The following is a 24,613-nucleotide window of genomic DNA, read 5'->3' as shown; positions in this document are numbered from 1 at the left end:
GGCGGGTATCACTCCAGCGTGCCCTGCTATCCGATGTAGGGTGGCTGGTTCTCCGTAAAGCAGTGCTCGATCCTGAGCCGCATTACGGGATGGATTTTCAGGGCCGTGAGCTGCTCCTCGGCGTAGTAGTCGACGGAGGCCGCCTCGGCCGTTGGCCGCGGAGTTCCGCCGACGACGGTGGCGTGGAAACACACGGTGCACTGCTGGTGCACCTCGCCGTCGTCGAAGGCGGTGACATGCGCCGGGTCCGTGTAGAGTCCGACGATCCCGGTCACTTTCACCATCAGGCCAGTCTCCTCCCGCACCTCGCGGGCAGCGGCGTCGGCGATGCGTTCACCACAGTCCATGAACCCGCCGGGCAGCGCCCAGTAGCCGTCATCGGAACGCCGGATGAGCAGCAGCCGGCCGGCATCGTCTCGGATGGCGACATTCACTACCGGTGTGAGGCTGTTGGCGGCGGGCGCGTCAGGATCCTGGAAATAATCTGCCTTCGGCACGGCACTCCACATCTTTGGCTGGCGGCTTACCGGCGCGCTGGAGGGGGACGCACGCCACATGGTCACGCGTAGTACGGTACTGCCGCGCGGTATCGGCAGGGCCAGGCCCTGGACCGCCGTGCACGGCATACGGGGGTTGCCATGGGCAGGATTTTTGTCAGCTTTCACGCGGCCGAGGGCGGGGCGCTGGCTGACCGGGTAGTGCGTGCGCTCGAAGCGGCCGGCTACACCGACTACTACAACTATCGGGTGCCGGGGCACCGGACTGCTCCGGGGGCGGCATGGGCGCCGGACATCAGGAGAAACCTTCTGGTGAGCGAGGCGTTCATCGCCATCACGACCCCGAAAGCGCTTGACGAGTGGTGTTCAACCGAGGTCGCGATCTTCCGTGAACGCAAGCCGCGTGCCCCGTTCCTCGAGATCGTCGTGGGCGAGGCCTCCCGACGTGCGCTGACCGGAGCCCTGCAGGGAATCCGGGTCCGCCCGGACAACGAGGAGTCCGTCGCGGCCGCGTTAGCCACGGTGATCGCGTTCCTGCAGGCGCGCGGGGTCGGGACCGGGCCCGGTCGAACCTCGCCCTACCCCGGCCTTGCGGCATTCGGGGAGCGGGACGCCGCGGTCTTCTTCGGCCGGGATGACGACATCGGCAGGCTGGCGGCCGCCATCGAGCCGCGTGCGCACGGCGCCATGGCGGTCGTCGGCCCTTCCGGGGTTGGAAAGTCGTCGCTGGTTCTGGCCGGCCTGGTGCCTCGGCTGCGTGGTATGCCCTCGTCCGCCGCACGGACAGCGCGCTGGCATGTCCTCGGCCCGGTCACGCCGAGCACGGGCGCGGTTCGCGGGCTCGCCGAGGCGCTGTCGATCCAGCGCGCCGAGGTCGGCCTGCCCCCGGTCCCCGCGGCGACACTCGAGGCGCGCATCCGCGCCGACCGCGTTGCTCTGGCCGCCATGCTGGACGAACTCATAGCCGCGGCGTCCGCCCGACCGCCCGGCGGACAGATACGTGTGCTCATTGTCCTCGACCAGGCCGAGGAGCTCGTGTTGGCGGCATCCGAGCCGGTCCGGGGGCGGCCCGAGAAAAGGCCGGATGAGCGGTGGAACGAGTCGTCCGGCGGACGGTCCGACGACCTGTCAGTCCAGCAGGCGGAGGCCGTGGTGCTGACCGAGGCGCTCGTCGAGGCTTCGTACCGCAACGCCTGGCTGGTATACACGGTGCGGTCCGACTATCTCGACGACCTGCTTCGCGGGACGACGTTTCGTGCGCTGATGCAGCAGGCCCATCTGGTCCGTCCTCTGGATCGGCGCGAGTTGCTCGCTGTGGTCAGTGAGCCCGTCCATCAGCTGGGCTGGTCGTATGAGACGGATGCGCTGAGCGCGATCGTCGAGGACGGTGCCCGCGGCTCGCTACCAATGCTGGCGTACGCCTTGGCGCGACTGTGGGACCGGGTCAACCCGGGCGGGGACCGGGAGCCGCGCGCGATCCGCCGGGGCGAGTACGACCGCGCCGGCCGGGTGCAGGACGTGCTGCGCGAACAGGCCGAAGCGGCGCTGGCGGAGGCGCTCGAGCAGATCGGCCGGGCCGTCCTCGGCCGTTCAGGCGCGACGGTCGACCGGCGCGCCGCAGAGCATCGCATGCTCGACCTCCTCAGCAGGCTGGCGTCGGTCGGCCCGGACCGGGGCTTTACCCGGCGGCCGTTGATGATCACGGAAATTGGCGACGAGGAGCTTGGACTGCTAAGGCCGTTCGTCGAGCGCCGAGTGCTGACCACCACCCGGTCGCTGTTTGTCGCCCAGGGCACGGAACAACGGGCTGGGGAGCTCGCGGAACGGGTCCTCGGCATCGCGGACGTCGGCGACAACGCTCTGGAGGTCGCACACGAGAGCCTGTTCGGCGACTGGCCGCGGCTGCGTGCCCACCTCGGTCGGCAGCGTGAGGCCCTGCGGGCCCGCGGTGAGCTGGAGGAACTCGCGGCCGCCTGGCTGGCGGGTGGTAAGCGGGACGAGGACCTCATAGGCCAGTCCCGTGTCCAGTTCCTGCTCGCTGACCTCCTGCCGTCCCGGGACGTGCGGGGCGATCAGACGGTGACGGCGTGGGGATGGCCGAACCTGGCGGACGCACTGGTCACGGCTGGCATCTCCGCTGACGCCGTCCAGCTGGCTGGGCTGTCAATCCAGCGGGTTCTGGGCCGGCTCGTCCAGGAGGCGGTGCTGCTGGAGCGGCCGGAGGACGGCCTGCGTCTTCTAGTCGGCGCGGGAACCAACTCGGACCCCGAGACACTGGCTGTTCAGCTGTCCGCGCCGAGCCTCGAGGGCTGGCGGGCAGCGGTGCACCGAGCCGAGGCTCAGCTGCGGAGCACCAGGCTGCTGACAGACCGTTCCGTCGGCCGTTCCGCGGGTATGTGGGGAGTCGCCTGGTCGCCGGACGGATCGCGGGTGGCCACGGGCTCACGCGATGGCGTCATCCGGATCTGGGATCTGAGCGCCGGCGACCTCGTCAACGCGTTCGCGCACGGCGAGGACCAGATTGAGCAGGTCGATGGATGGGTGCGTTCGGTTGCCTGGTCACCGTCCGCGGATCTGGTGGCATCCGCCTCGACCGACGAGACGACACGAGTGTGGTCACTTGACACGGGGCGAGAGGTCCGGTCGTTCCGCCTGCCGGACCGTCCCTGGGCAGTCCGGTTCAGCCCGGCCGGCGACCAGGTGCTGACCGCCTGTGCCTCGGGCCATGCGGTGCTCTGGTCCACCGAGCGGCGCAGTCGTCGCCCGGACTACGAGCTTCTCAGCAAGCCATCCGAGGCGGCCACGGCGGAGGCCGGTCCGACCGAGGGGGGCCAGTCTGATGGAGGCTCTCGGGGTGGGGGCCCTCGGAGCCGGTCGGACCCGGAACGCGGCATCCGAATCTGGGACGCCGACATCGTGACCGGGGACGTCACGCGGATCGCGACGGCCTGCGAGGACGGGGTGGTCGATCTGTGGACCCTGCCCTCGGATCGGGACGCCGATGTCCCGGCGCCCCGCCGCATCGCGGCGCATCCCGGTGTAACCGTTCGGTCTGTGCGCTTCAGCCCGGGCGGCGGGCGGATTGCGACCGCGGGGCAGGACAACATCATCAAGGTTTTCGAGATCGAAGGCGGAGTCGAGCTGCGCCGGATGTCCGGCCACACGGACCAGGTCCGCAGGGTCGCGTGGTCACCGCTCGGCAATCGGGTTGCCAGCGCGTCGGCCGATACCTCCATCGGAGTGTGGGACGTCCATTCCGGCCGGAGGGTCCTCACTCTGCGCGGTCACCGGCAGGGCGTCTGCGACGTGGCCTGGTCCGCCGCCGGCGACCAGCTGATCTCCGTCTCGGACGACGGGACCGCTCGGGTGTGGAAAATCGGCGCGGTCGAGACGGCGTTGGTCCTGGTCGGGGCGCCGGCCAGTGCGATGGACCGGTCACGGGTCACGGGTGAAATCGCGGTGGCCGTTGCCGCGGGCCCGACCAGCGCTACCGGCAACAGTTTTGATGTCGTCGTGCTGCGGCCGGACGGCACGCGGACGCGGACGCTCTCCGCCGCGCACCGGAACACGATTCGGTCTGTGTCGTGGTCTCCGTCAGGCACCCGGCTGCTGACCGCGTCACGGGACAACACCGCCCGGATCTGGCGCGTCGACAACGTGGACTACGCGCTGGAAAACACGCTGTACGCCCGCGAGGGCGTGGAGGACGCCCGGTGGTCGCCGGACGGCGTCGAACTGGTCACCGCTGCCCGCGACCGGGTGGTCCGTAGATACCGTGCCGACGGTGAGTGGCTCGACCGGGACGAGCGGCGCCCGCACCCGAACTTCCTGCGAGCGGTGGCATGGCACCCGAGCCGTCCCGAGTTCGCATTGGCGGCGGAGGACAACCGGCTCACCATCAACACCGCGGAGGCGACCGTGGACGAGCATCGCACTGACAAGGTGCTCACCTCCGTTGCCTGGAGCCCGACCGGGGAGAAGCTCGCCCTTGGCGCGACAGACGGCACGGTGCTGGTGCTCGGCGCCGCGGACGGAAGGATAGCCGGGGAGCTGCACCGACTCGTCGGTCATGAAGGTGAGATCAGTACGGTCGACTGGTCCACGGACGGCGAGCGCATCGTCACCTCGTCCGCGGACCACACGGCGTCGGTATGGGACTCACACACCGGAGCACGGTTGACCTCGCTGGTCGGGCATACTGGCCCGGTTGTCGGGGCGGTGTGGGCCGTCGATGACGCCAGCACCACGAACATGGTCGTCACCACCGCGTCCGCCGACGGGACGATTCGGACCTGGGACGTCTCCGATATCAGGCGGACGCCGCTCAGCGGCCTGCCGGACACGGAGCCCGGCGAGCCCTCGGCCCACGCTACGGACCAGCTGATACGCGACGCGCGCGTGCGCCTCGGTCGATAGGAGTGCCACCTCGTCCGCATCGTTTTTTACGGGGGAATGTTGCAGGGTTGGAATGACGCCGCGGGCGTGAGTGTTGGCTATTTCATTTCCTACGCGGGGTCTGACCGGTTGTGGGCGGAGTGGGTCGCGGCTGAGCTCGAGACGGCAGGTGAGACCGTGGTGCTGCAGGCGTGGGACGCGGTTCCCGGCGAAAACATTGTCGTCTGGATGAGCCGCTCCATGGCGGCGGCTCGGCGGACCATCGCGTTGTACTCGCCCTCCTATTTTGAATCGAGCTGGTGTACGGCGGAGTGCACGGTGGCGTTGAGTCGGCAGGTGCTGCTGCCGTTCAAGGTAGCGGAATGCGACCCGCCCGCGGTGCTTGCCGCAATCGGGCACATCTCGCTCCACGGGGTGGACGAGGCCGCCGCACGACGGAAACTGCTGCGAGCCGCGGGCCTGGAGGAGACCCCACGGAGGTTCGACGGTCGATTTCCTGGCGGGTCAGCGCGCCGGGCGAGCGCGGGGAACGATGCCGACGAAGCACCTGTCGTGCCGTTTCCTGGGTCCCTGCCCAAAATGTGGAATGTGCGTTGGCGCCGTCCCACGTGGTTCGTGGGTCGGGACGCGATGCTTACGGGCATGTACGACAGGTTTCGGGCAGCGGGTGTCGACAGAGTCAGCTCCCAGGTGGTGATCGGGATCGGCGGAGTCGGGAAGACGCAGCTCGCGGTCGAGTACGCCTACTGTTTTGCGGCCCGGTACTCACTGGTCTGGTGGGTGGATGCGGCTGCGTCGGCGGCGGTGGTGGAGTCGTTCCACGGGCTGGCCGACGCGCTCCGGTTGCCCGACGACCCCGATGTTGAACGGCGGGCCAGGCGGGCACTGGCATCGTTGCGTGACCGGACCGGCTGGCTGGTCGTGTTCGACAACGTCGAGGACCGTCACCTGCTCGCCGACTGGTGGCCCGTCGCCGGCCGGGGAGACGTCCTGGTAACGGGCCGTAGTCGCATGTTGGGAGAGTTCGGCGAGATACGCACTGTCGTACCGTTCTCACCCGACGAGGCGGCGTCGCTGCTGCGGTGCCGCGCCGACCACCTCTCGGAGTCCGACGCCCTACGCGTTGCAGAGGTGCTCGGCCACCTTCCGCTCGCCATCAGCCAGGCCGCGGCCTACCTCGCCACGACCGGGGTCAGCGCCGACGATTACCTCGAGCTGGTCGCGACAGCTGTGTCGACCGCGTTCGCCGACAGCCCGTCCGACTACCGGGCCGGCCTGCTGGGCTCGGTGGCCACCGCGATGGACCGGCTCGTGCGCAACGACCCACCGGTTGCGCAGGCACTGCGTCTCGCGGGGTTCCTCGCTCCAGCGCCGCTGGCATCACACGTACTGGACGCCGTCACGGCGGCGGTTCTGCCTGAGCTGCCACCGGTCGTCGCGAGGACCCGGGTACTTCGCGGCATCGACACGTCCGCGCTGGCGCAGGTCTCCAGCGGGACCTTCGAGCTGCACCGGCTCACCCAGGCCGTGCTGCGCGCCCAACTCGCCGTCGTGGACCGGGAACGGACGATCGCGCAGGCCACGGACGTCCTGCTCGCGGCGGCGCCGGCCGACGCTGGCGACCCCGCTACGTGGCCCGTGTTCGCTGAACTCGCGGCGCATGTGCCGGTGCTGTTCCGGTATGTGGACGGCGGAGGCCGCCCGGCGTTGCGTGAACTGGTGCTGGCGGTCGTCGACTACCTGACGAGGACCGGCCAGCACGCCGCGGCGGTCCGTCTGGCGGGCACGGCGGTCGACACGTGGACGCGGCTTGGCGGGCTGGACAACCTTGATCGGCTCGCCGCCGCGCACCGCCAGGGCGAGGCGCTACGCGGGGCAGGGCGCTTCGGCGAAGCCGAGGTCGTCGACCGCGACACCCATGCGCGGCGCCTGCGGGTCCTCGGCGCCCAGAACCGGGAGACGTTGCGTTCAGCGGGCGCGGTCGGACTCGACCTGCGGGGTGTCGGGGACCGGGCCGGTGCCCGTGACTGGAACACCGCGGCGCTGGCTACCGCGCGTGCCGTCCTGGGCGGTGATGACCCGCAGACGCTGGAGATCGCCGGCAGTCTTGCCCTTGACCTGCACGGTCTCGGGGAGGTAGCGGCGGCACGTGAACTTGATGAGGAGGTCCTCGCCGGGCGACGTGCCGTGCTGGGTGAGACTCACTGGCAGACTCTGTCGTCGGCCCGCAACCTCGCCCGAGATCTGCGCGCTCTCGGCCTGCAGGAGCAGGCCCGCGACCTGGCGCAGTGGACCTTGGAGACCTCGCTTCGGGTACTCGGGGCGGACCACCCCGACACACTGCTGGCCGCCAGCAGCCTCGCGGTGCTGCACTACGTCCTCGGCGACCTCGAAGCGGCCCGTGATCTGCACCAGGACTCGCACAGCAGGTCGAGTCGGGTCCTTGGCCCGGACCATCCGCATACTCTGCGCATCGCGAACAGTCTCGCCGTTGACCTGTTCCGGCTCGGTGACCTGCAGGCCGCGCACGACCTGCACCGTGACACCTTCGACCGGCTTCGCCGCGCCCTCGGTGACGACCACCCGGAAACCCTGCACGTGGCCCACAACCTTGCCCGGGACCTGGGCGGGCTCGGCCGGTACGACGATGCCGTCCGACTCCTCGAGGACACCCTCCGCCGCCGCAGATCCGTGCTCGGATCCGAACACCCTGAGACCCGCCGCACCGAAAGACGCCTCGCCAGAACTCGCGGCAGGTGACCCCACCGTTCGAACTCCTGGAACGGCACAATCGCATGGTTGTCCGCTCCTTGGACCGGGGGACGAAGGAGTCGATGTTCGGCCGCTGCCTGTTGCGGATAGGGAGCTGTTAGGATGACCCACGGTGACTGTCCGGCCGGCATTTACGGGGAATGCCGACGGCGGTACGGCTGGGGGATGAGTGCGGTTCACTAAGGGTGCGCAGCGTCTGGTGTGCTCGCCGAATATCGACGCCATCCCGCATGTGATTGGCGTCGGTGCGGCGCTTCTTGCTCTCGCGTTGATCGCGGCGGTTTTCCTGCCGGCTGAAGCTGATTCCTCGGAGCCTGTCGTGTACAGCGGTTCCGCATGGCTAGTGAGTACTCGGAAGGGCGAGATCGTCCGGGTCAACGGCCTGGCGGGTCGGGTTGATGCCGCTCCGGTCGGGATCACTCGCCCGGGAGACGCCGTTCAGGTCGTCCAGACGGACGATCTTGTTCTCGTAGCCGCGAACGCCTACCTGTCCAGCATCGATCCACGGCTGTTGGCCCCGACCCGGGGCGCAAGCCTGCAATCGGCCGGGGCCAGGATTCTCGCCACAGGGAAAAGGGCATATGTGCTCGATCCTGCCAGCGAGACTGTCTACCGGCTTGATCCTCGGACACTGCGACCCGCCGGTCCGATGGTTGCCCTGCCTGGCCGCGCGGGTGACACGGCGCTCCAGGAAGGCGGTGAACGGCTCTGGGTGGCCCTGCCCGACCTGGGCGCCCTGACGCTCGTCGAGAACGACGTGGCCGGTATGCCAGTGCCGGCCGGAGCACCCGGGCCGCATCTGGTGTTCGCCCGGGTGGCCGGCCAGACCTGGGTTCTTAATGGCAACGACGGGACCGCGGGACAGCTGCGGGCCGACGGCGCCACGAGCCGCCGAATACAGCTCGGCGCCGACTACGAGGGCACCGCGCTGCTTCCCGCCGCGGGGGACAGCCCGCTGCTGGTTTTCGCCCTGCCAGGTTCACGCCGGCTCGCGGTGCTCGAACCCGGTCGCGAACAGCCTCGGATCGAGAGCATTCCGGTCGCGGTCGGGCCGCTGGGCGCACCACTCGTCGCCGACGGGCTGGTCTACGTCCCGGATGAAGGCAGCGGACGCCTCGCTGTATACGACCTGGCACGCCATGAGTTCAAATCGCCCATCTCGGTGACGGCGACCGCCGCCACCGACCTCGAGCTCTTCCGGGCCGGCGGGATGGTGTGGGCCAATGCCATGTCTACGCCGGATGCGGTGGCAGTGTATGACGGAGTCGTCCACCGAATCGTCAAGTACGGGGAACCGGCGGCACCCCCGATCGCTCCGTCGCCGACCAGAACACCTGCCGCCACCGCTCCGCCGAATCCGAATCCGAATCCGAAAACACCGGCCAGCGCGATCCCCACGCGTTCGGTGCCTGGTACGCCGTCAGCGGGGCCGGCTGCGGGCGGCGCCGGCCCGTCATCCGCAACACCTCCAGCCCGGGCCACCTCACCCGCCCGGGGTGGCGACGCCGGGCCCTCCGGTGAGGACGGAGCGGACGACGCGGCCACCGGCCCGCCCGAGAGAGTCCCCGACCTCACCGGCGACGACTCGACGGACTCGGCGCGCCGGCCGGGCGAGAACGGTGGCATTCCGATCACTCGTCGGAATGGGCCGTATACGCACCAGACCGCGTTTGGTCGGGTCGTCGTCGAGGCCGGAAACGGCTACGTGGATGTTTCGTGGGAGCTTCCGGCTGGCGAGGGCGGCCCAACCGACCTCGCGTGGATGGCCGGTGCCCGGGGTGGCGGTGGTGCCGGCAACGGCGGGCCGCTGCCGCCCGGCAGCACCTCAACGCGCTTCAACGTCACCTACACCGGCGACACGCCGACCCTGACTTTCTCATCGGCCGCGAACACCTTCTCCTTTGATATCCGGGCCTGGGAGCTGTGTGACTTCTGCAACTACGGACACCCCACCTATACGGTGCCGCTTCGCGACGCCCCACACGGTACCCCGATCGGGACGGCGCTTCCTCCGGTACCGGACGGGCAGATGGGAAATCAGGTCGAACTGCACTGCGTGGCGGAATCCACCGTCGAATACGCTGACCCGGTCTATCCCGGTCGGGTTGGCACATTCGCCTGGTACAAGATTACCTATCAGGGGGCCACGGGATATGTGCCGACGAACTATATCAGCATTCCCGACACTGGGATGGAACCACGATACGCGGTGCGTCCCTGCTGACCCGTGGTCCGTTCGGAGGGCGTTATGAGCAGTATGGAGACGCGGATTTCTGCCGAGATGTTCGCGGAGAATTTCAGTGCTGCGGCGGATAGTGTTGCGAGCGTGATCAAAGGTGACGGAACGGCGGTTCGACGTGGTCTGATATGTCTTTTCGCTGGCGGGCACCTGCTGGTGGAGGGGCCGCCTGGTCTGGGAAAGACCACCCTGGTGCGCTGCCTTTCCGCTGTGCTGGGCCTGCAGTTCCGGCGGGTCCAGTTCACGCCCGACCTTCTTCCGTCGGACATTACTGGCACTGAAGTCTTCCATCCTGACACCAGGAAAGTTGCTTTTAGCAAGGGTCCGGTGTTCACTCATCTTCTGCTGGCCGACGAGATTAATCGAGCATCACCGAAGACCCAGTCGGCGTTGCTTGAAGTGATGGCGGAACGCCAGGTCACGGTGAGCGGAGTCTCATGGCCGATCGATCCACCATTCCTCGTGCTCGCGACCCAGAATCCAGTGGAGATGCGGGGGACCTATCCGTTGCCTGAGGCGCAGCTTGATCGCTTCTTGCTCCGGGTTAAGATCGAATATCCGGATCTTCCCGCGGAGATTGCCGTGTTGAGTAACCATCGAGCGGGTCTCGTACCGCAGGACTGCCGTGTGGTGCTGAACCGGACGGATGTGCTGCGGATGACAAGCTATGCCCGGTCTGTGCACGTCGACCACGAGGTCACCGAATACATCGCCAGAATCGTCCGGGCGACCCGGTCGGCGGAGGGCGTCGTGCTGGGCGCGAGCCCGCGGGCCGGGACGGCCCTGCAGTCCGCCGCGCAGGTACTGGCGGCGGTGCAGGGCCGGGCATTCGTCACGCCGGCGGACGTCAAGGAACTGGCGGTTGACGCGCTGGCACACCGGGTGATCCTCGCACCGTCTGCTCGGTTCGACCAGACGAAGGCGGAAGACGTGATCAGCCGGATCGTGGGTTCGGTTCCAGCGCCCGGCTGGCGGCGGTGACCCCTGGCTCGAGCCGTCGGTCGGGCACCACGGGGTCGGTGATCGTCACATCCGTCGGTCGCCAGGCGGCTGGCGGCGTGGTCATCCTCGCGGGCGTCGCCGGACTTCTCAGATCGGTCGAGATCTCGGTTCTCGCCATCGGTGGGCTGCTGCTGTTTCTCGCTGCGGCTCACGCGGTTCGCGGACGCCCTACCGCGGAGCTGTCGCTGACACCGACACCGCCGACGGCCACCCGCGGCGAATGGGTCACGATCACCGTGTCCGCCCAAAGCCCGCGAGACAGCCGATCGCAGGGAGCGGACGTCGAACTGGTCCGGCTTGGGCCGGCGGCAACACGGGTGCGGCTGCCAGCCCTGGCACCTGGTGCGAGCTGGACGTGTGACGTACGCATCCACGCGCTGCAACGTGGCGTGCACCGGCTGAGCCCCGCGACGCTGCGCCGGGGCGACCGGTTCGGTCTACTGCTCCGATCCGAGCCCACGGGTGGTGGAGAGGCCGTCGTCCGGGTCTATCCGGAGATCCTTGACCTGCAGACGCCGACCTCCGACCTCGGGATGATCGAGAACGGGGTGGCGCGGCTACTCGATCATGGGACGGAGTTCCACGGGCTTCGCGCCTATGTACAGGGCGACGACCTCCGCCAGGTCCATGCCGCCTCCAGCGCCCGCACCGGGCGGTTGCTTGTCCGGGAGAACGCTGACGACTCGGTCTCGTCGACCTCCTGGGTCCTGTTCGACGATCGTCGGAGTTCCTACCCGGCTGATGCTGATGGTGATCAGGCGTATGAGGACGGACTCACCTGCGCCGTGTCCATTGCCGCCAGCGCGGTGCGCGCTGGCTCTGGCGGTGCCCTCGGCACGCTGTCCGGCCGTACGGTGACGCACTACGGGGACCCCGCTGATCACTGCCGGATTCTCGACATGGCGTCGGAAGCGGATCCGGTGGTCACCGGAGACCCCGCGGCCGGCAGCCGGGTCGCGCGGTTCCTCGCCACAGTGCGCGAGAGCGCCACGGTGTGGACCGCGGGGACAGCGGTGGTGGTGACCGGAACGGAGAGCCCGGACGCCCTCGATGTGGCAGCCGGCCTGACTGGTCTGTGTGCGCCGGTCATCGTCGTGCGGGTTGGACGTGGGCCGACCTCGGTGCGGATGACTCCTGAACCAGGCCTGCTCATTCTCTCCGTCGGCGACACCGAAGAAGTCGTCCGGGCATGGCCGCGGCTGTTGGGCGCGCTGACCGGGCAGGCGCGGTGGGTTGGGTGAGCGTGACCTGGAGGGTAGCGGCCCTACGACGACTGGAGCGGCTCCGGACTCTGCGGATCGTCTCACGGGGGCGTCCACCGCGGGCACCGGAGTCCAACCAGCCCCGCTTGGCCACGCCCCTCGCCCTGGTGGCCCTGGGAGCCCTCGTCGCCGCCTCCGGATTCCGCGGTGCCTTCGAGCTGACCGCGCGTGTCGCTGTGCCAGTCGGGCTTGCGGCTGTCCTGCCGCCGTTGATAGCCGCCGTCATGGCTGTGAGCACCCCGGCCCGGAAGGTTTGGCTGACGGCCGCGACGTCCACCGCCGCGTGGCTGGCCGTCCTCGTCCTGACCGTTTTCGGACCGTCCGGAGCATGGTTTCCGGCCGGTCTCGTACCCGATGCGCTGGCTCATGGGTTGGACCGGTTGTTACAGATCACACTGCCCGCACCGCCGCGAGCTGATCTGCTGGCGGTGGTGGTGACACTGATCTGGCTCGCCGCCGCGTCCGCGTCCATGCTCGTCGCCGCGGGCACCGGACGGGACACGCTGACCCCGGTGGCCCCGATCGCAATGCTTTTTGTCGCGGCGACCCTGATCAGCCTCCCCGGCCCTGGTTCACACGTCTCGACCGCGTCCGTCCTGGTCGCGGTGTTCGCGCTCATCGCAGCCGTCAGCCGACCGTCGGCCGGGCGGTGGGACCGGGCCGCCGGACCGGCACCGGTGGCGGGTGCGCCGCCGGCGGCCGGCGCGTCGCCTGCGCAGCGGCGGGCCCACGGAACTGGGCGGCGGCCGTCAACGAAGGCAGGAAGCCTGCGGCACCTGGTCGCGGTCCTCACCATCACCTGCGTTGCGGCTGGCTCGTTCGGTCTGGCCTCCCTGGTCACCTTGCTGGACCCCGATCCGTTCGACGTCCGCGAGTACCGGTCGCCGCCGGCGCGGACCGTCCAGCAGGTTGACCTACTGGCCCTCGTTTCAGCCTGGCAGGCCGAGCCCCGGACCCGGCTGTTCACGCTGGAGGCGACCGATGCGTTGATCGAGGGCGCTCCGCCGGACCGAATGCGTCTCGCCGTCCTGGACCGCTACGACGGCAGGAACTGGAGCAGCGCGTCCCGCTACATCCCGGCGGGCCTCGCTGTTCCAGCTCCGGAGGATGTGGATGGACCGGTAGCCAGACACACGCTGACAATCGATCGTCTGAGCGGCCCCTACCTGCCGGTCCTTGGTTGGCCGACCCGGCTCGACGCGTCCGGGCTGCGCGCCGGGCGGCGCACCAGCGCGCCGCTCGCGGTCGACCTCGAGAACGGTCTCCTTTCCGCGGACGCGCGCCTGGAGCCGGGCCGGACGGTGGAGATCACGTCGATACTCGGCGCCGCACCGACCCTGCGTGAGGCCGGCGAACGGCCGGTCGACCCGATTGCCGAACCCGTTCTCGCTCTGCCGGGTAACGTGGCGCCGCCGGGCGACCTGACGGCGATCGCGCAGAAGGCATCGCGGTTGGCGGCCGTCCCAGGTAAACGAGCTTCGGTACTTGCGGATCTGCTGGCCCAGGGTCGGAAGCTTGATCGGACCGTGATCTCCGGCAGCTCACTCGGCGATGTCGAGGCGTTCCTCGGGGCGAGCCGCGTTGGTGGCGACGCGCTGTTCGCGACCGCGTTCGCACTGGCAGCCAACACCATCGGCCTCCCGACCCGGCTGGTGATCGGGTTCGACCGGCCCAGTTCGGCATCTGACGGTGCTGTCCACGCCGGTGACGTCCGTGTCTGGCCGGAGGTGCGGTTCGCCGAGGTCGGCTGGGTTCCGGTGGATCTCGGCTCGAGCTCGGCCACCGGTACCGGCGAGACGCCGCTACCGTCAGCCGGGACTCCTGATACAGGCGTGCATTCGTCCACGCCGTCCACGCTCAGTCCGCCCGCGAATGGTGTGCGGGTGGCTCCACCGCGTACCCCGCTTCCCCGGCCCGACCGCCCGGTGTGGGCCATGATTATAGCGGTGATTGTCGTCGTCCTCGGCCTTGCCGTTACCGGGGCGTGGTGGGCCACCAGGGCGGAACGACGGCGCCGACGCGCCCGTTCCGAGGCGTCGCCCCGCCGTCGTCTGATCGAGGCATGGTGGGACGCGGTCGAGACGATGGGTGGTCGGCGCCGTACGGTCCTGTCCTCCGACACCTGCGCCGAGGTCGTGCGCGAGGCTCGGGAGGTCTACGGCGAGCGTGCCGCCGAGCCGCTCGCCGAACTCGGCACGGACGCCGCGAGGGCGCTCTTTTCCGCGAGTGATCCGCGACCTGCGGAGGCGGACCGTGCGTGGGACCTGAACCAGCGCTTCCGTAAGCGCCTGCGGACCGAGCGCCGCCGTCGGCGCCGTGCCGCGGTGCGCGCAGCACCACGGCACCTCAGCCGGGCGCTGCGCAGGGCCGGCGCGCAGGCACGTCGGCGATGAGTCGGCGCCATTCGTCGGCGCTCAGCAGGTCACCGACCTCGGCGCACAGATCGTCAACCAGAGCATCCTGACTGACAGCCCACCACGAGACCGTGTCGTCCTGCGTGACACCGACACGCATTCCGGCGTCGTCACCGCCGGTGAACCGTAGCTCGGTGACAGGCCTGTCGGGCAGGGCAGTGAACTCAACGTAGAGGGCAGGAGCCTGGATGTCCCGCAGGTCCCAGAGCCGCACGGTGCCGTCCGTATCCGCGACGGCCAGCATGTCGCCCTCGTCGTCGAGCGCTAGTACCTCTCCGGCCGTCGGGACGGTGGAGACTGCCGTGAGGCGATCCTCGTGCACCTCCCACAGCTGGATGGACCGCGGGCCGTCCGTGACCGGTGCGGCGTAGATGCGCCCGTTCGCGCTGAACGTTCCGGGAATAGGCGCGTAGCGTGCGCCCGGGGCCCCCGGGATCTGCGCGCCGAACGCCTCGTATCGGCCGATGTGGACCAGTGCATCCTGGTCGTCCAACCCGAAGATGTCGATCGCGTTGACGGTGTTCGACATGGCCAGCCGCCTGCCGTCATCGCTGATCGATGGTGGCACCGGTGATGACCTGGACGGGAGATTGATCGTTCCCGTGCGGCGCGGATGCGCCGAGTCCGAGTAGTCCCACACCCCGAAACTCACCGTCGTGGAACTGTCGTCCATTATCACCGCCAGCGTCCCGTTCCGGCTCGAATGGCGCTCACCCGATCTGACCGATCGGTAGGACATGCCCGGGTCCGGCTTCCGTGGCTCGGCCTGCTCGATCTGGACCCGGCCAAGCCGGGCCGGGTCACGGATGTCGATAAGGCGGACCGCGCCGCCCGGTTCCGCGAAAGCGAGCAGATCGCCCTCCGTACTCAGGACTGCGGTCGCGCCGTGTGCCTCGCCCAGATCGGGTATCGGCCGGGCGACCAGCGCACCTGCGTCGTTCGCGGGCGTTGACCAGACACGGACACCCCGGATGTCCGGCGCGGCGCTGACGACTCCGCTGTCACAGGCCGCTGCCAGCGGGCTGTCCTGTGATGCACCCAGCGGAGACGCGGCCCGAACCAGGGTGCCGGCACCGACATCGAAGACCTGCGGGCCCGAGACGACGACCCGGCCGCCGGTGGTGAAACAGGCGACACGGTCGGCGAAGCCGTCCCCGTCGAGATCCTGGCGGTCATCGGCGTAGATGTCGGTGTCGCGCGTCCCTGGCAGGGTGAGCGGGCCGCCTGTGATCATGCTCGTCGGACCGACGTCCCACAGCATGGTGGCGCCTGCGTGAACGACCAGACGCCCGCCCTCGGGTGCGACATCGACTGAGGTCACATTCCCGCCGTCCATTGTCAGCACAGGCCCCCCAACGGGGTTTCGCCCCTCGACGCCAACCCAGGCCTGCAGCGAACTCGTAGCACTGTCGATCTCTCTGCCGGGGCTCGTTGGATCGGAGGCGACCGAGCGAATCTGGGCGCTACCAAGCACCAACTGGTTCGCGGCTCCGAAATCCAGCGCCGTGAGCGGCCCGAGGCCCGGCCGGAGAACGTTGACCTCACGCGCGGCGACGGCGTCGGCAACCGACCAGATCCGGGCCGTATGATCGTCGCCCGCAGTCGCGAAAAGCCGGCCGTCGGGGCTGAAGGCGACCGCGTTCACCTTGCCCCGGTGGCCGGTGACCGTCGCGGCGACACGATGGGTGGCAAGATTCCAGAGCCTGACGACGTTGTCGGTCGTGGCGGTCTCGACGATCGCGAGGAGGCGACCGTCTGGACTGAGGCGCAGTCCCCCCACCGACCGGGCATCGATTGTTCCCGGCTCCCGGCCGGCCGCCATCATGGCGCTCCGCGCGGTGGCTGTCGGAGCGACGTCGTAGGCGGCCAGGCTGATCTGTCTCGCCGTGTTCGGCGAGGTCTCAAGCAGGGCGCGGGCAGTCTGGGCAAGCTGCTCGGAGCGTGCTACCGCACGCTTCTGGTCCGCGTCCGAACGCTGCCGGCCCGCCTCCTGCCGTAGCGCCAAGAGGATCACGACGAGGCTCAGAATACCTGCCGTGGCCGTCGCCGAAATGACTCTCAGCCAGCGCCGCTTCCGCTTCTTCTTCCTCTCCTCGCGTATCTTTGCCTGGTCGAGCTCATCCTTGTCGACATTATAAAGGCGTGCCGTGATCTCGCCCGCGCTCGCGGCGAATTCGTCATGGCTGGTGATTAGGGACGAGGCATTCTGGTCCCATTCCTCGCATTTCTGTCTCTGGCTCTCGAACTCTCCTATCTCTTCTTCGGTCGCGTTCTGGGACAGTCGGCCCGGGCGGCTGGGGCGTCTGCCGTGCTTTTTGTGCAGTGAGCGGATCACTGGCTTGACGGACAGGTAGTTGGGGGAGAGCTCCAGGGGTGTGTGTCGGGCGTCCCCGGTGCTGTCGACGCGCTCGGGAAAGTAGAACGCACGGAGTGGGCCGGGGAGCGACGTGCGAAGATCCTCCCCGGCCAGGACGACAAGGAGTCGCTCGAACCGGTAGTCCCTCCGCTGCCACGCCTCGATCTCCAGCCGTACCCACCTGGAATGGACGACGTCCGGTGAGGCCACCAGCACGAAGTATTCCGAGCGATCGAGAGCCTGCTCGATGGCCGCGGCGAGCCGTGGAGCGGTAGTTAGTTTGGTACGGTCCCGGAAGACTCTCGGGCTCTTCAGTCGGGGGTCCGGAGAAACATGCGAGGCGATTGCGCGTTCTAGTTCCCGGGCGATCGCGACGTCTGCCTCGGTGTAGGAGATGAAAGCATCGTAGTGATGTGCGGAGCCGGCTCGCCCCCAGTTCGATGAAACGCTCATCCGGTTCCATCTCACTTCGGGATCGCCGTGGATCCGAAGGATGGGAAAAATATGGTCAAGGAATCCCCCCAGGGCCCCCGGGCTGCCATCGGCGGCAGCATCCCCAGACGACGTCGCGGGACTATATCAGGCTGCTTCCCGTAAGACATCGACGCGGTGGCCGCGCCGCGAGGCGAGTATTTCGAGTAACGGGCGCTCGTGGTGGCATGCGCGCGAGCGCCACACCGCCGTCCAGGAGCCGAATGCGGTGGGGCGGGCATCTGAATCCGATGATGGGCCGGGCCGGGCCGGGCGATCATCGCTGTGACCCCCAGTTGGTCGATCAACCGTCCCCCGGCCGGGCGGTGCGTGATCCCCGACGGCCGTGGCTGTCCGTGAGCGTGCGACGATCGCCACGCAGAGCGGCGGCTTCGGTGACCGCGCTGTGAACGCGTAACTGCACAGCCGCCCACGCCACGTGGCGGCCGGCGGAGGGGATCCGTGTCGACGATCGTGATCGGCCCGGCAACGGACCGCTGGGGCCGGTACCGGTTACCGTCGGCGGCCCTCGCGCTCGGCGCGGTGGCGGGCGGTCTCGCCCTCGCCGCCGGATGGCCGTACTGGCGTGCCGAGCCCGCGGCGGCCGCGGTCAACGCCTTCGTGACCGGCGGGTTCGTCACCTCCGGGATCCTGCTCGCCAGCCTCGCCGTGCTCCGCCGCACCGCTCTGCTCGCCGTCGCGGCCGGGCTGTGCTGGGCCGCCACCTGGCTGCTGTGTCGGGAGGTCGGACCGCTGCCGGCGATCGGCCTGTTCGCGAACGCGCTGTTCTTCGTCGTGCTCGGCTGGGGGGTGCTGCTCTACCCGGACGGGCGGCTCACCGGACGGGCGGACTGGTGGGCGGCCATGGCCACCACCGTGGTGTTCGGCCCGCTGGCCGTGGTGGCGATCATCGTGGCCGAACCGGAGTGGAACGGGTTCGCGCCGGACGTCCGCTGGCCGTCCCTGCTGCCCGACGAAGCCGTGTTCGGGTTCGTCAGAGACCTCTACACGGTCATCAACCCGGTGCTCGCGGTGGTGTTCGTCGGCCTGCTCGTGCGGCGCTGCGCCCGGCTCTACGGGCTGGAGCGCTCGCTGATCGCGCCCGCGCTCGCGGTGCTGGGCGTCGTCGTGCTCTGCCTGGCGGCGCTGTCACCCACGCTGGAGAACCACCGGCCTGGGCACGTCGCCGACGGTATCGCCGCGCAGGGCGCCGCGCTGGCGGTGTTCCCGCTCGCGCTGCTCGTCGCGATGGTGCGGCGCGCCGTCGCCGCGGCGACGGCGGCCGATCGCATGCTGCGTCTCGGCGGCGGCCCGGCGACGGTCGGCGCCGTCCGGGACGCGCTGCGCAGCGTGCTGCGCGACGGCACGGTGGACGTCTTCTTCTGGCTGCCCGAGGAGCATCGTTTCGTCGACGTCGACGGGGAGGCGGCCGACCCGGACGGGCGGCCGCAGGCCTGGCGCCAGGAGGTGACGGCGACCTCGGGGGAGCGGCTCGCGGTGGTGACCGGCGGGCCGCTGCTGCTTCGGCACGTGCCGTTCACCGAGGCCGCGCTGCGGGCCGCGCGGCTGGCGCTGCAGAACGCGCAGCTCCAGGTCGCCATCCAGGCGGAGCTGGTGGAGACCCGGGCTGCCCAGCGGCGCGTCGAGGAGGCCGAGGCCGCCGAGCGCAACCGCATCGCGCGTGACCTGCACGACGGTGTGCAGCAGCGCCTGCTCGCGCTGGCGATGTCGGCGAGCGCGGCGGAGTGGTCCACCGACGACGACCCGGACAGCACGGCATCGGTGTTCCGGGACATCCGGGCGGGGCTGCTGGCGGCGAACGCGGAGGTCCGCAACGTCGCCCGCGGCCTGGACCCGGAGATCCTGCGTACCGCCGGCCTGGCCGGGGCGGTCCGGGACGCGGCCGGCCGCCTGGGGCTGCCCGTGGACCTGCGCGTCGAGCTCACCGGCACCGCCCCCTACGGCGACCTCGCCGAGCGCACGGTGTACTTCGCGGTCTGCGAGGCGCTGGCGAACGTGGCGAAGCACTCCGGGGCCGGCGCTGTGTGGGTGCGGCTGACCGGCGGTGAGGCCCGGCTCGAGGCCGAGGTCCGCGACGACGGCCGCGGCGGCGCCGCGGCCGGCACCGCCGGGGGCCTGGCCGGCCTGCGGGACCGGGCCGACGCCGCGGGTGGGAGCATGCTGCTGACCAGCCCGCCCGGTGCCGGGACGACGGTACTTGTCAGCGTCCCCGTCGGCGGTGCGCGCTGACGCCGCGCCCGGGGTACGTGGTGTACCCGTTGGCACGGTTGGTCCGGCGGGGGTGGGCGGTGGCGCGTCCGCTGCTGCCGGCGGTGGGCGCCGGTGCCGCGGTCGCCGCGGGGACGCTCTGCGCCGGCTGGCCCTACCTGCGTCACGAGCCCGCGCTGGCGGCGTTGAACATTCTCGTCGCCGGCTCGCTGACCACCGCCGGCGTCCTGCTGGCCGGGTCGGCGCTGCTGCGGCGCACCGGCGTCCTGCTCGCCGGGGCCGGTCTCGCCTGGCTCACGACATGGACGATGAGCTGGGACACCGGCGTACTGCCGCTGCTGGGCATCGCCGGCAGCTGCCAGTTCTACCTGCTGTTCGGCACCGCGCTGCTGCTCTACCCCGACGGGCGGTTCATCGGGCGGGCCGACCGGGCGATCGTGGTGCTGGCGGCGATCGTGCTCGGGCCGCTGATGCTGTGGAGCATCCTCGCCTCGCGGCCCGAGTGGAACGGGTACGCCCCGGACGTCTGGTGGCCCGCGCCCCTGGCCGACGAGGACGTCTTCGGTGCGATCAGCGACGCGTACCAGGTGGTCAACCCGCTGCTCGCGGTCGGTTTCGCGGTCCTGCTGATCCGACGGCTCCGGCGGGTGCGCGGCCCGGAGCGCGCCGTCGCGCCGCTGGTACTGCTCGCGGTGGGCGTGGTGATGGCCGGCGCGGCCCTGCTGGCACCGGCCATCGAGGCCGATGACCTGAGCCGGGTGCTGGGGGCGGTCGCGTCGCAGGGCGCTGTTCTGTCGGTGTTCCCGGCGATGCTGGTGGTCGCCACCGGCCGCCGCGCGCTCGGCGTGGCCACCGCCGCCGACCGGGTGCTCCGTCTCGCCGCGCCGGCGACCGTGCGCAGCGTCCGCGACGCGCTGCGTGCCGTTCTGCACGACCCGACGGTCGAGGTGCACTTCCGGTTGCCCGGCGGCGCGGGGTATGTCGACGTGGACGGCCGGCCGGCCGTCGCCCCGGTGGAACCGCGCGGTCCCCGCTGGACGCGCGACGTCCGCACCCGGGACGGCGAGCCGCTCGCCGTGGTGACGGGTGATCCCGCGCTCGGTCATCACGGTGCGTTCACAGACGCGGCGCTGCGGGCCGGGCGCCTCGCGCTGGAGAACGCCCAGCTGCAGGTCGCCGTCCGGGCCCGGCTGGTCGAGACGCGGGAGGCGCACCTGCGCGAGGCCGACGCGCAGGCCGCGCAGCGCCGCCGGATGGCCCGCGACCTCCACGAGGGGATGCAGCGGCGGCTCGCCGAACTCGAGCGGGCCGCCGCCGCGGCCGAGGACGCTGCGGCGGCCGACCCGGTCGCGGCGCGGACCGTGCTGCGGCGGCTGCACGAGGGCCTGCTCGCCGCGAACCAGGAGGTCCGCGACCTGGGGCGTGGCCTGAGCCCGTGGGCGTGATCATCCGGCGTGGACGGGCACTCCGTCGACCGCGGGGACGTCGTCCCGGCCCGCACGGACCAGCAGGATCACCGCGACCAGGGCGATCCCCACGAGCACGGCGCTCCATACGAACGACGTGGTGTAGCCCTCGATGGCCGCCTGCCGCTGCGCGGCCGCGCCGGTGCCGTGCGAGCCCAGGTAGTCCGAGACCGCCGTCGCGTACACGGTGTTCAGCAGCGCGACGCCGAGTGACCCGCCGACCTGCTGGGTGGTGTTGACCAGCGCGCTCGCCACACCGGCGTCGTGGTCGGCGACCCCCAGCAGGGAGACGCTGGACATCGGGACGAACGCGAGGCCCATCCCGAGGCTGATCAGGACCTCGGCGGGCAGGACGTGGCCCGCGTAGCTGGAGTCCGCCCCGATCTGGCTAAGCAGGACCAGCCCGCCGGCAGCCAGCGCGGTGCCGATGATCATTAGTATCGTCGGCCCCACCCGGGGGAGGAACTGGCTGGCCAGACCGGCCGAGAGGATGATGCCCGCGCTGAACGGGAGGAAGGCGAAGCCGCTGCGCAGCGCGCTGTACCCGAGCGTCGACTGGAAGTAGAAGGTGAGGAACAGGAACATCGCGAACAGGCCGCCGCCGATGAGTAGCGACGCCAGGAAGGAGCCGCCTCGGTTGCGCTCCAATGGCACGCGCATCGGCAGCAGCGGGGCGGCCGTGCGCATCTCGATCACGACGAACACCGCGAGCAGCGCCACCGCGCCGGCGAGCAGGCCGATCGTGGTCGCCGAGCCCCAGCCGTCGTCGGCCGCGACGGTGAACCCGTACACGAGCGCGAGCAGGCCGGTGGTGACGGTCACCGCGCCGGGGATGTCGTAGCTCGGCGTGCCCTCGGCCTTGCTCTCCCGCACGATGGGCAGCGCGGCCGCGGCGGTGGCGAGGGCGATCGGGACGTTGACCAACAGGCACCAGCGCCAGGACGCGTACTCGGTGAGCAGCCCGCCGACGATGAGCCCGATCGCCGCGCCGCCACCGGAGATCCCGCCGTAGACGCCGAACGCGCGGGCGCGCTCCTTGCCCTCGGTGAACGTGACGGTGATCAGGGAGAGTGCCGCCGGGGCGAGGAGCGCCGCGCAGGCACCCTGCAGGGCCCGGGCCGCGAAAAGGAACTCGGCGTTGGGGGCGGCGCCGCCCAGCGCCGAGGCGGCCGCGAAGCCGACCAGCCCCCAGATGAAGATCCTCTTGCGTCCGAGGAAGTCGGCGATGCGCCCGCCGAGCAGGAGCAGGCCGCCGAACGCCAGGGTGTAGGCGGTCATGACCCACTGCCGGTTGGCGGTGGAGATGCCCAGGTCGCTCTGGGCGTGCGGGAGGGCGATCGTCACGATCGACGCGTCGAGCACGACCATGAGCTGGGCGACCGCGATGATGCTGAGCGCCAGCCAGCGTCGCGGGTCGAGCTGGCTACTCGCCCCTGGTGACCCGACCGCGGCGGGCGGGTGCCCGTCGCCGACGACGTCGGTGGAAACGGTCACGGAAGATCTCCTCGTGTCCGGTGGTTGCTGTCAGTCGATGTGGTCACCGGGAGTGGCCCGGCATCTGGTTCGCTGTCGAATAGTACGCGGCCTGATAGTACAGGCTCGAATTATTTCTGGTCGAACCATCGATGATCAAATAAGCTCGGTGCATGGACGGCGGTACGGACGCGTGCATCAGTGGGGCGGAGCCCGACCGGATCGACGGCATCGTCGAGCAGTGGCAGAGCGAGCGCCCCGACCTTGATCTGAGCGCGATGGGGATGTTCGCCCGGATGAAGATGTTCATCGCCGGGCTCACCGCGAGCATGGACGACGAGCTGGACAAGCACGGCCTGACTCCCGGCGAGTTCGACGTGCTCTCCACGCTGCGCCGCACCGGCCCGCCGTGCGTGCTGATCCCCTCGCAGCTCTCCGCGTCGCTGATGATGTCGCGGGCCGGCATCACGAACCGGCTCGACCGGCTGGAGGCCGCCGGCCTGGTGAAGCGCAACCTGGATCCCGACGACCGGCGCAGCTTCCGGGTCGGGCTGACAGACAAGGGCCTCGCTGTCATCGACGACGCGCTCACCGGGCACGCCGCCAACATCGCGCGGCTGGCGAACCACCTCACCGTCGAGCAGCGGGAGCAGTTCGACCAGGCGTTGCGCGTGCTGCTGCGCGCCCTCTAGATACCGCGGGGCACGGGGCCGGCGAAGGGCGGGCGTCAGCCCCTGGTCGTCGTCGGTGCCACGAGCGGCCGGTCGGGCGCCATGCCGCGCCGCCGCCCACGGCTGGCGGGGTGGGCACGGTGCGTGGGCATGACCAGCGGCCCGGTCTGCACGTCGGCGTGCCGGGTCTCCTTGCGCACCTGGTACACCCAGCTCTTGCTCACCGTGATGCCCCACCGGCCGAGCAGGGTGACCGCCGCGGTCGCCGAACCGCCGGTCTCGTCCAGCGCGCGAATGATCGCCTCACGCTTCACCGAGGAGTCCGCGGTGTCCACTCCGCCGGCGGAGCCGGCCCCGGCCGTGGACGCCGGCCCGCCTGTCGGGACGGTTGTCGAGGCACCTGTCGGGACGGCCGGGCCCGGCGCAGGCGTCCGCCCGGGTGCCGGGTCGAGGGCCTGGGCCGTCGCGGGGGCGGGCGTGACCATGGGTGCGGTCACCGAGAGGTCGACCACCGCCACCGCGTTGTCGGCCACAGCGTTGTCGGCTGCGGCGGGAGCTGTCGCGGTGGGAGCGGGGGTGCCAGCCGGGAAGTCGCCGCCGACGGCGGGCATCCGCTGCCGCTGCGGCGGAATGGACCCCGGCGCCGGAACCGGCTGCCCACCGCCTGGCTGCCCACCGGCAGCTGGGCCATCAGCCTGGGGAGCGACAGCCGGGACGTCGGCCGGCGCCGCGGCGGCGGCGGCCTGCTGGCGGGCTGTCCGCCGGCTGGTCGGGTGGATCTGGCGCATGAGCAGCTCGTACGAGCCGAGCAGCGCCAGCGGAGGCCAGCCGGCGATGATCCGGGCTGCGGTGGTCGGCTCGGCGTGCAGGACGTTCGCCGCCAGTGACGCGCACGCCCCCAGCATCAGCAGTGTGTAGGACAGCCAGGAACGCCGCCGGCCGGCCCGCCGGTCGGCCAGCATCGTCATCGACGCGGCCACGATCAGCCCGTCCACGCTGAACGGGAGAACGGCCGAGGTCATCGCGTCCTCGCCGTATTGCAGGGCGACGCCGCGCATGTGGCGGTAGGAGACGAAACCCGCCACGGCCGCGACCGTGGCCACCGCGATCACGGTGGTGATCCGGATGGCCCGTTCCGCCCGGCCTCCGGCCCGCCGAGCCTCCTGCGCCGGACGTCCGTCGACCACACCGATCACCTTTTCAGCCCGTCAATAACAGTTCCGGAACCTCTCGACACAAACCATCGCACACGAGACGGAAGTTGCGAACGGCACGTACGGTTCTTATGCACCGTGGTGCCGGGTGGGGCTCCAAAGGGTGACCGTCAGGTTTCCCTGCGAAACTCCGCGGGAGTACCTGTCCCGGC

Annotated in this window: 13 protein-coding genes; 9 read left to right on the top strand and 4 right to left on the bottom strand. The window is 70.3% G+C overall.

Translation table 11 applies throughout. The annotated features are described in order from the left end of the window. Positions 1 to 26: 26 nt before the first annotated feature. Entirely contained in the window at positions 27 to 497 is a 471-nt protein-coding gene (locus FRANEAN1_RS20675) for an NUDIX domain-containing protein (RefSeq protein WP_041254500.1), read from the bottom strand. A 141-nt stretch (positions 498 to 638) separates the two neighbouring features. Here FRANEAN1_RS20675 and FRANEAN1_RS20670 point away from each other — a divergent pair, with 141 nt between their 5' ends. From FRANEAN1_RS20670 to FRANEAN1_RS20640, 6 genes are all read left to right on the top strand, one after another. Beyond that, positions 639 to 4,913 carry an AAA family ATPase gene (locus FRANEAN1_RS20670; protein ID WP_020461768.1) on the top strand — a complete coding sequence of 1,425 codons (4,275 nt, stop codon included), beginning with the start codon at positions 639 to 641 and terminating at the stop codon, positions 4,911 to 4,913. Between the two features lie 66 nt (positions 4,914 to 4,979). Then, complete coding sequence (gene fxsT / locus FRANEAN1_RS20665; RefSeq protein ID WP_198145341.1) at positions 4,980 to 7,652, top strand: FxSxx-COOH system tetratricopeptide repeat protein; 2,673 nt, start codon at positions 4,980 to 4,982, stop codon at positions 7,650 to 7,652. Between the two features lie 355 nt (positions 7,653 to 8,007). Then, on the top strand, positions 8,008 to 9,888 hold the full coding sequence (locus tag FRANEAN1_RS37270; protein WP_157472734.1) for a hypothetical protein: 1,881 nt from the start codon (positions 8,008 to 8,010) through the stop codon (positions 9,886 to 9,888). Positions 9,889 to 9,912: 24 nt separating this feature from the next. Continuing rightward, positions 9,913 to 10,884, top strand: coding sequence for a MoxR family ATPase (locus tag FRANEAN1_RS20650; protein WP_020461765.1), 972 nt, complete (start codon positions 9,913 to 9,915; stop codon positions 10,882 to 10,884). Between the two features lie 38 nt (positions 10,885 to 10,922). After that, the gene (locus tag FRANEAN1_RS37265) at positions 10,923 to 12,146 is read left to right on the top strand and encodes a DUF58 domain-containing protein (protein ID WP_049795712.1); all 1,224 of its coding nucleotides are present in this window, start codon (positions 10,923 to 10,925) and stop codon (positions 12,144 to 12,146) included. A gap of 107 nt (positions 12,147 to 12,253) precedes the next feature. Continuing rightward, complete coding sequence (locus FRANEAN1_RS20640; protein ID WP_041254489.1) at positions 12,254 to 14,560, top strand: DUF3488 and transglutaminase-like domain-containing protein; 2,307 nt, start codon at positions 12,254 to 12,256, stop codon at positions 14,558 to 14,560. Here the strand turns inward: FRANEAN1_RS20640 and FRANEAN1_RS20635 are convergent. After that, positions 14,514 to 17,390, bottom strand: a complete 2,877-nt coding sequence (locus FRANEAN1_RS20635; RefSeq protein ID WP_020461762.1) for a TIR domain-containing protein — start codon at positions 17,388 to 17,390, stop codon at positions 14,514 to 14,516. The genes FRANEAN1_RS20640 and FRANEAN1_RS20635 overlap by 47 nt on opposite strands. 480 nt (positions 17,391 to 17,870) lie before the next feature. On the opposite strand from FRANEAN1_RS20635, the gene FRANEAN1_RS20630 reads away from it, so the two are divergent. Then, positions 17,871 to 19,658, top strand: coding sequence for a histidine kinase (locus FRANEAN1_RS20630; RefSeq protein WP_020461761.1), 1,788 nt, complete (start codon positions 17,871 to 17,873; stop codon positions 19,656 to 19,658). 59 nt (positions 19,659 to 19,717) lie between these two features. Then, a complete protein-coding gene (locus FRANEAN1_RS20625; RefSeq protein WP_020461760.1) occupies positions 19,718 to 21,082 on the top strand; it encodes a histidine kinase in 1,365 nt (454 codons plus the stop codon). Here FRANEAN1_RS20625 and FRANEAN1_RS20620 read toward each other — a convergent pair whose 3' ends face one another. Then, positions 21,083 to 22,597 carry an MFS transporter gene (locus tag FRANEAN1_RS20620; RefSeq protein ID WP_020461759.1) on the bottom strand — a complete coding sequence of 505 codons (1,515 nt, stop codon included), beginning with the start codon at positions 22,595 to 22,597 and terminating at the stop codon, positions 21,083 to 21,085. A 152-nt stretch (positions 22,598 to 22,749) separates the two neighbouring features. Between FRANEAN1_RS20620 and FRANEAN1_RS20615 the strand changes: the two genes are divergently transcribed. Next, on the top strand, positions 22,750 to 23,268 hold the full coding sequence (locus tag FRANEAN1_RS20615; protein WP_020461758.1) for a MarR family transcriptional regulator: 519 nt from the start codon (positions 22,750 to 22,752) through the stop codon (positions 23,266 to 23,268). 35 nt (positions 23,269 to 23,303) lie between these two features. Here the strand turns inward: FRANEAN1_RS20615 and FRANEAN1_RS20610 are convergent, their stop codons facing one another. Beyond that, complete coding sequence (locus FRANEAN1_RS20610; RefSeq protein WP_020461757.1) at positions 23,304 to 24,434, bottom strand: DUF2637 domain-containing protein; 1,131 nt, start codon at positions 24,432 to 24,434, stop codon at positions 23,304 to 23,306. Positions 24,435 to 24,613: the final 179 nt, after the last annotated feature.

The sequence above is a fragment of the Parafrankia sp. EAN1pec genome (genome assembly GCF_000018005.1).
GTDB classification, from domain to species: Bacteria; Actinomycetota; Actinomycetes; order Frankiales; family Frankiaceae; genus Parafrankia; species Parafrankia soli.
This window is presented reverse-complemented; position numbering and strand designations above follow the sequence as displayed.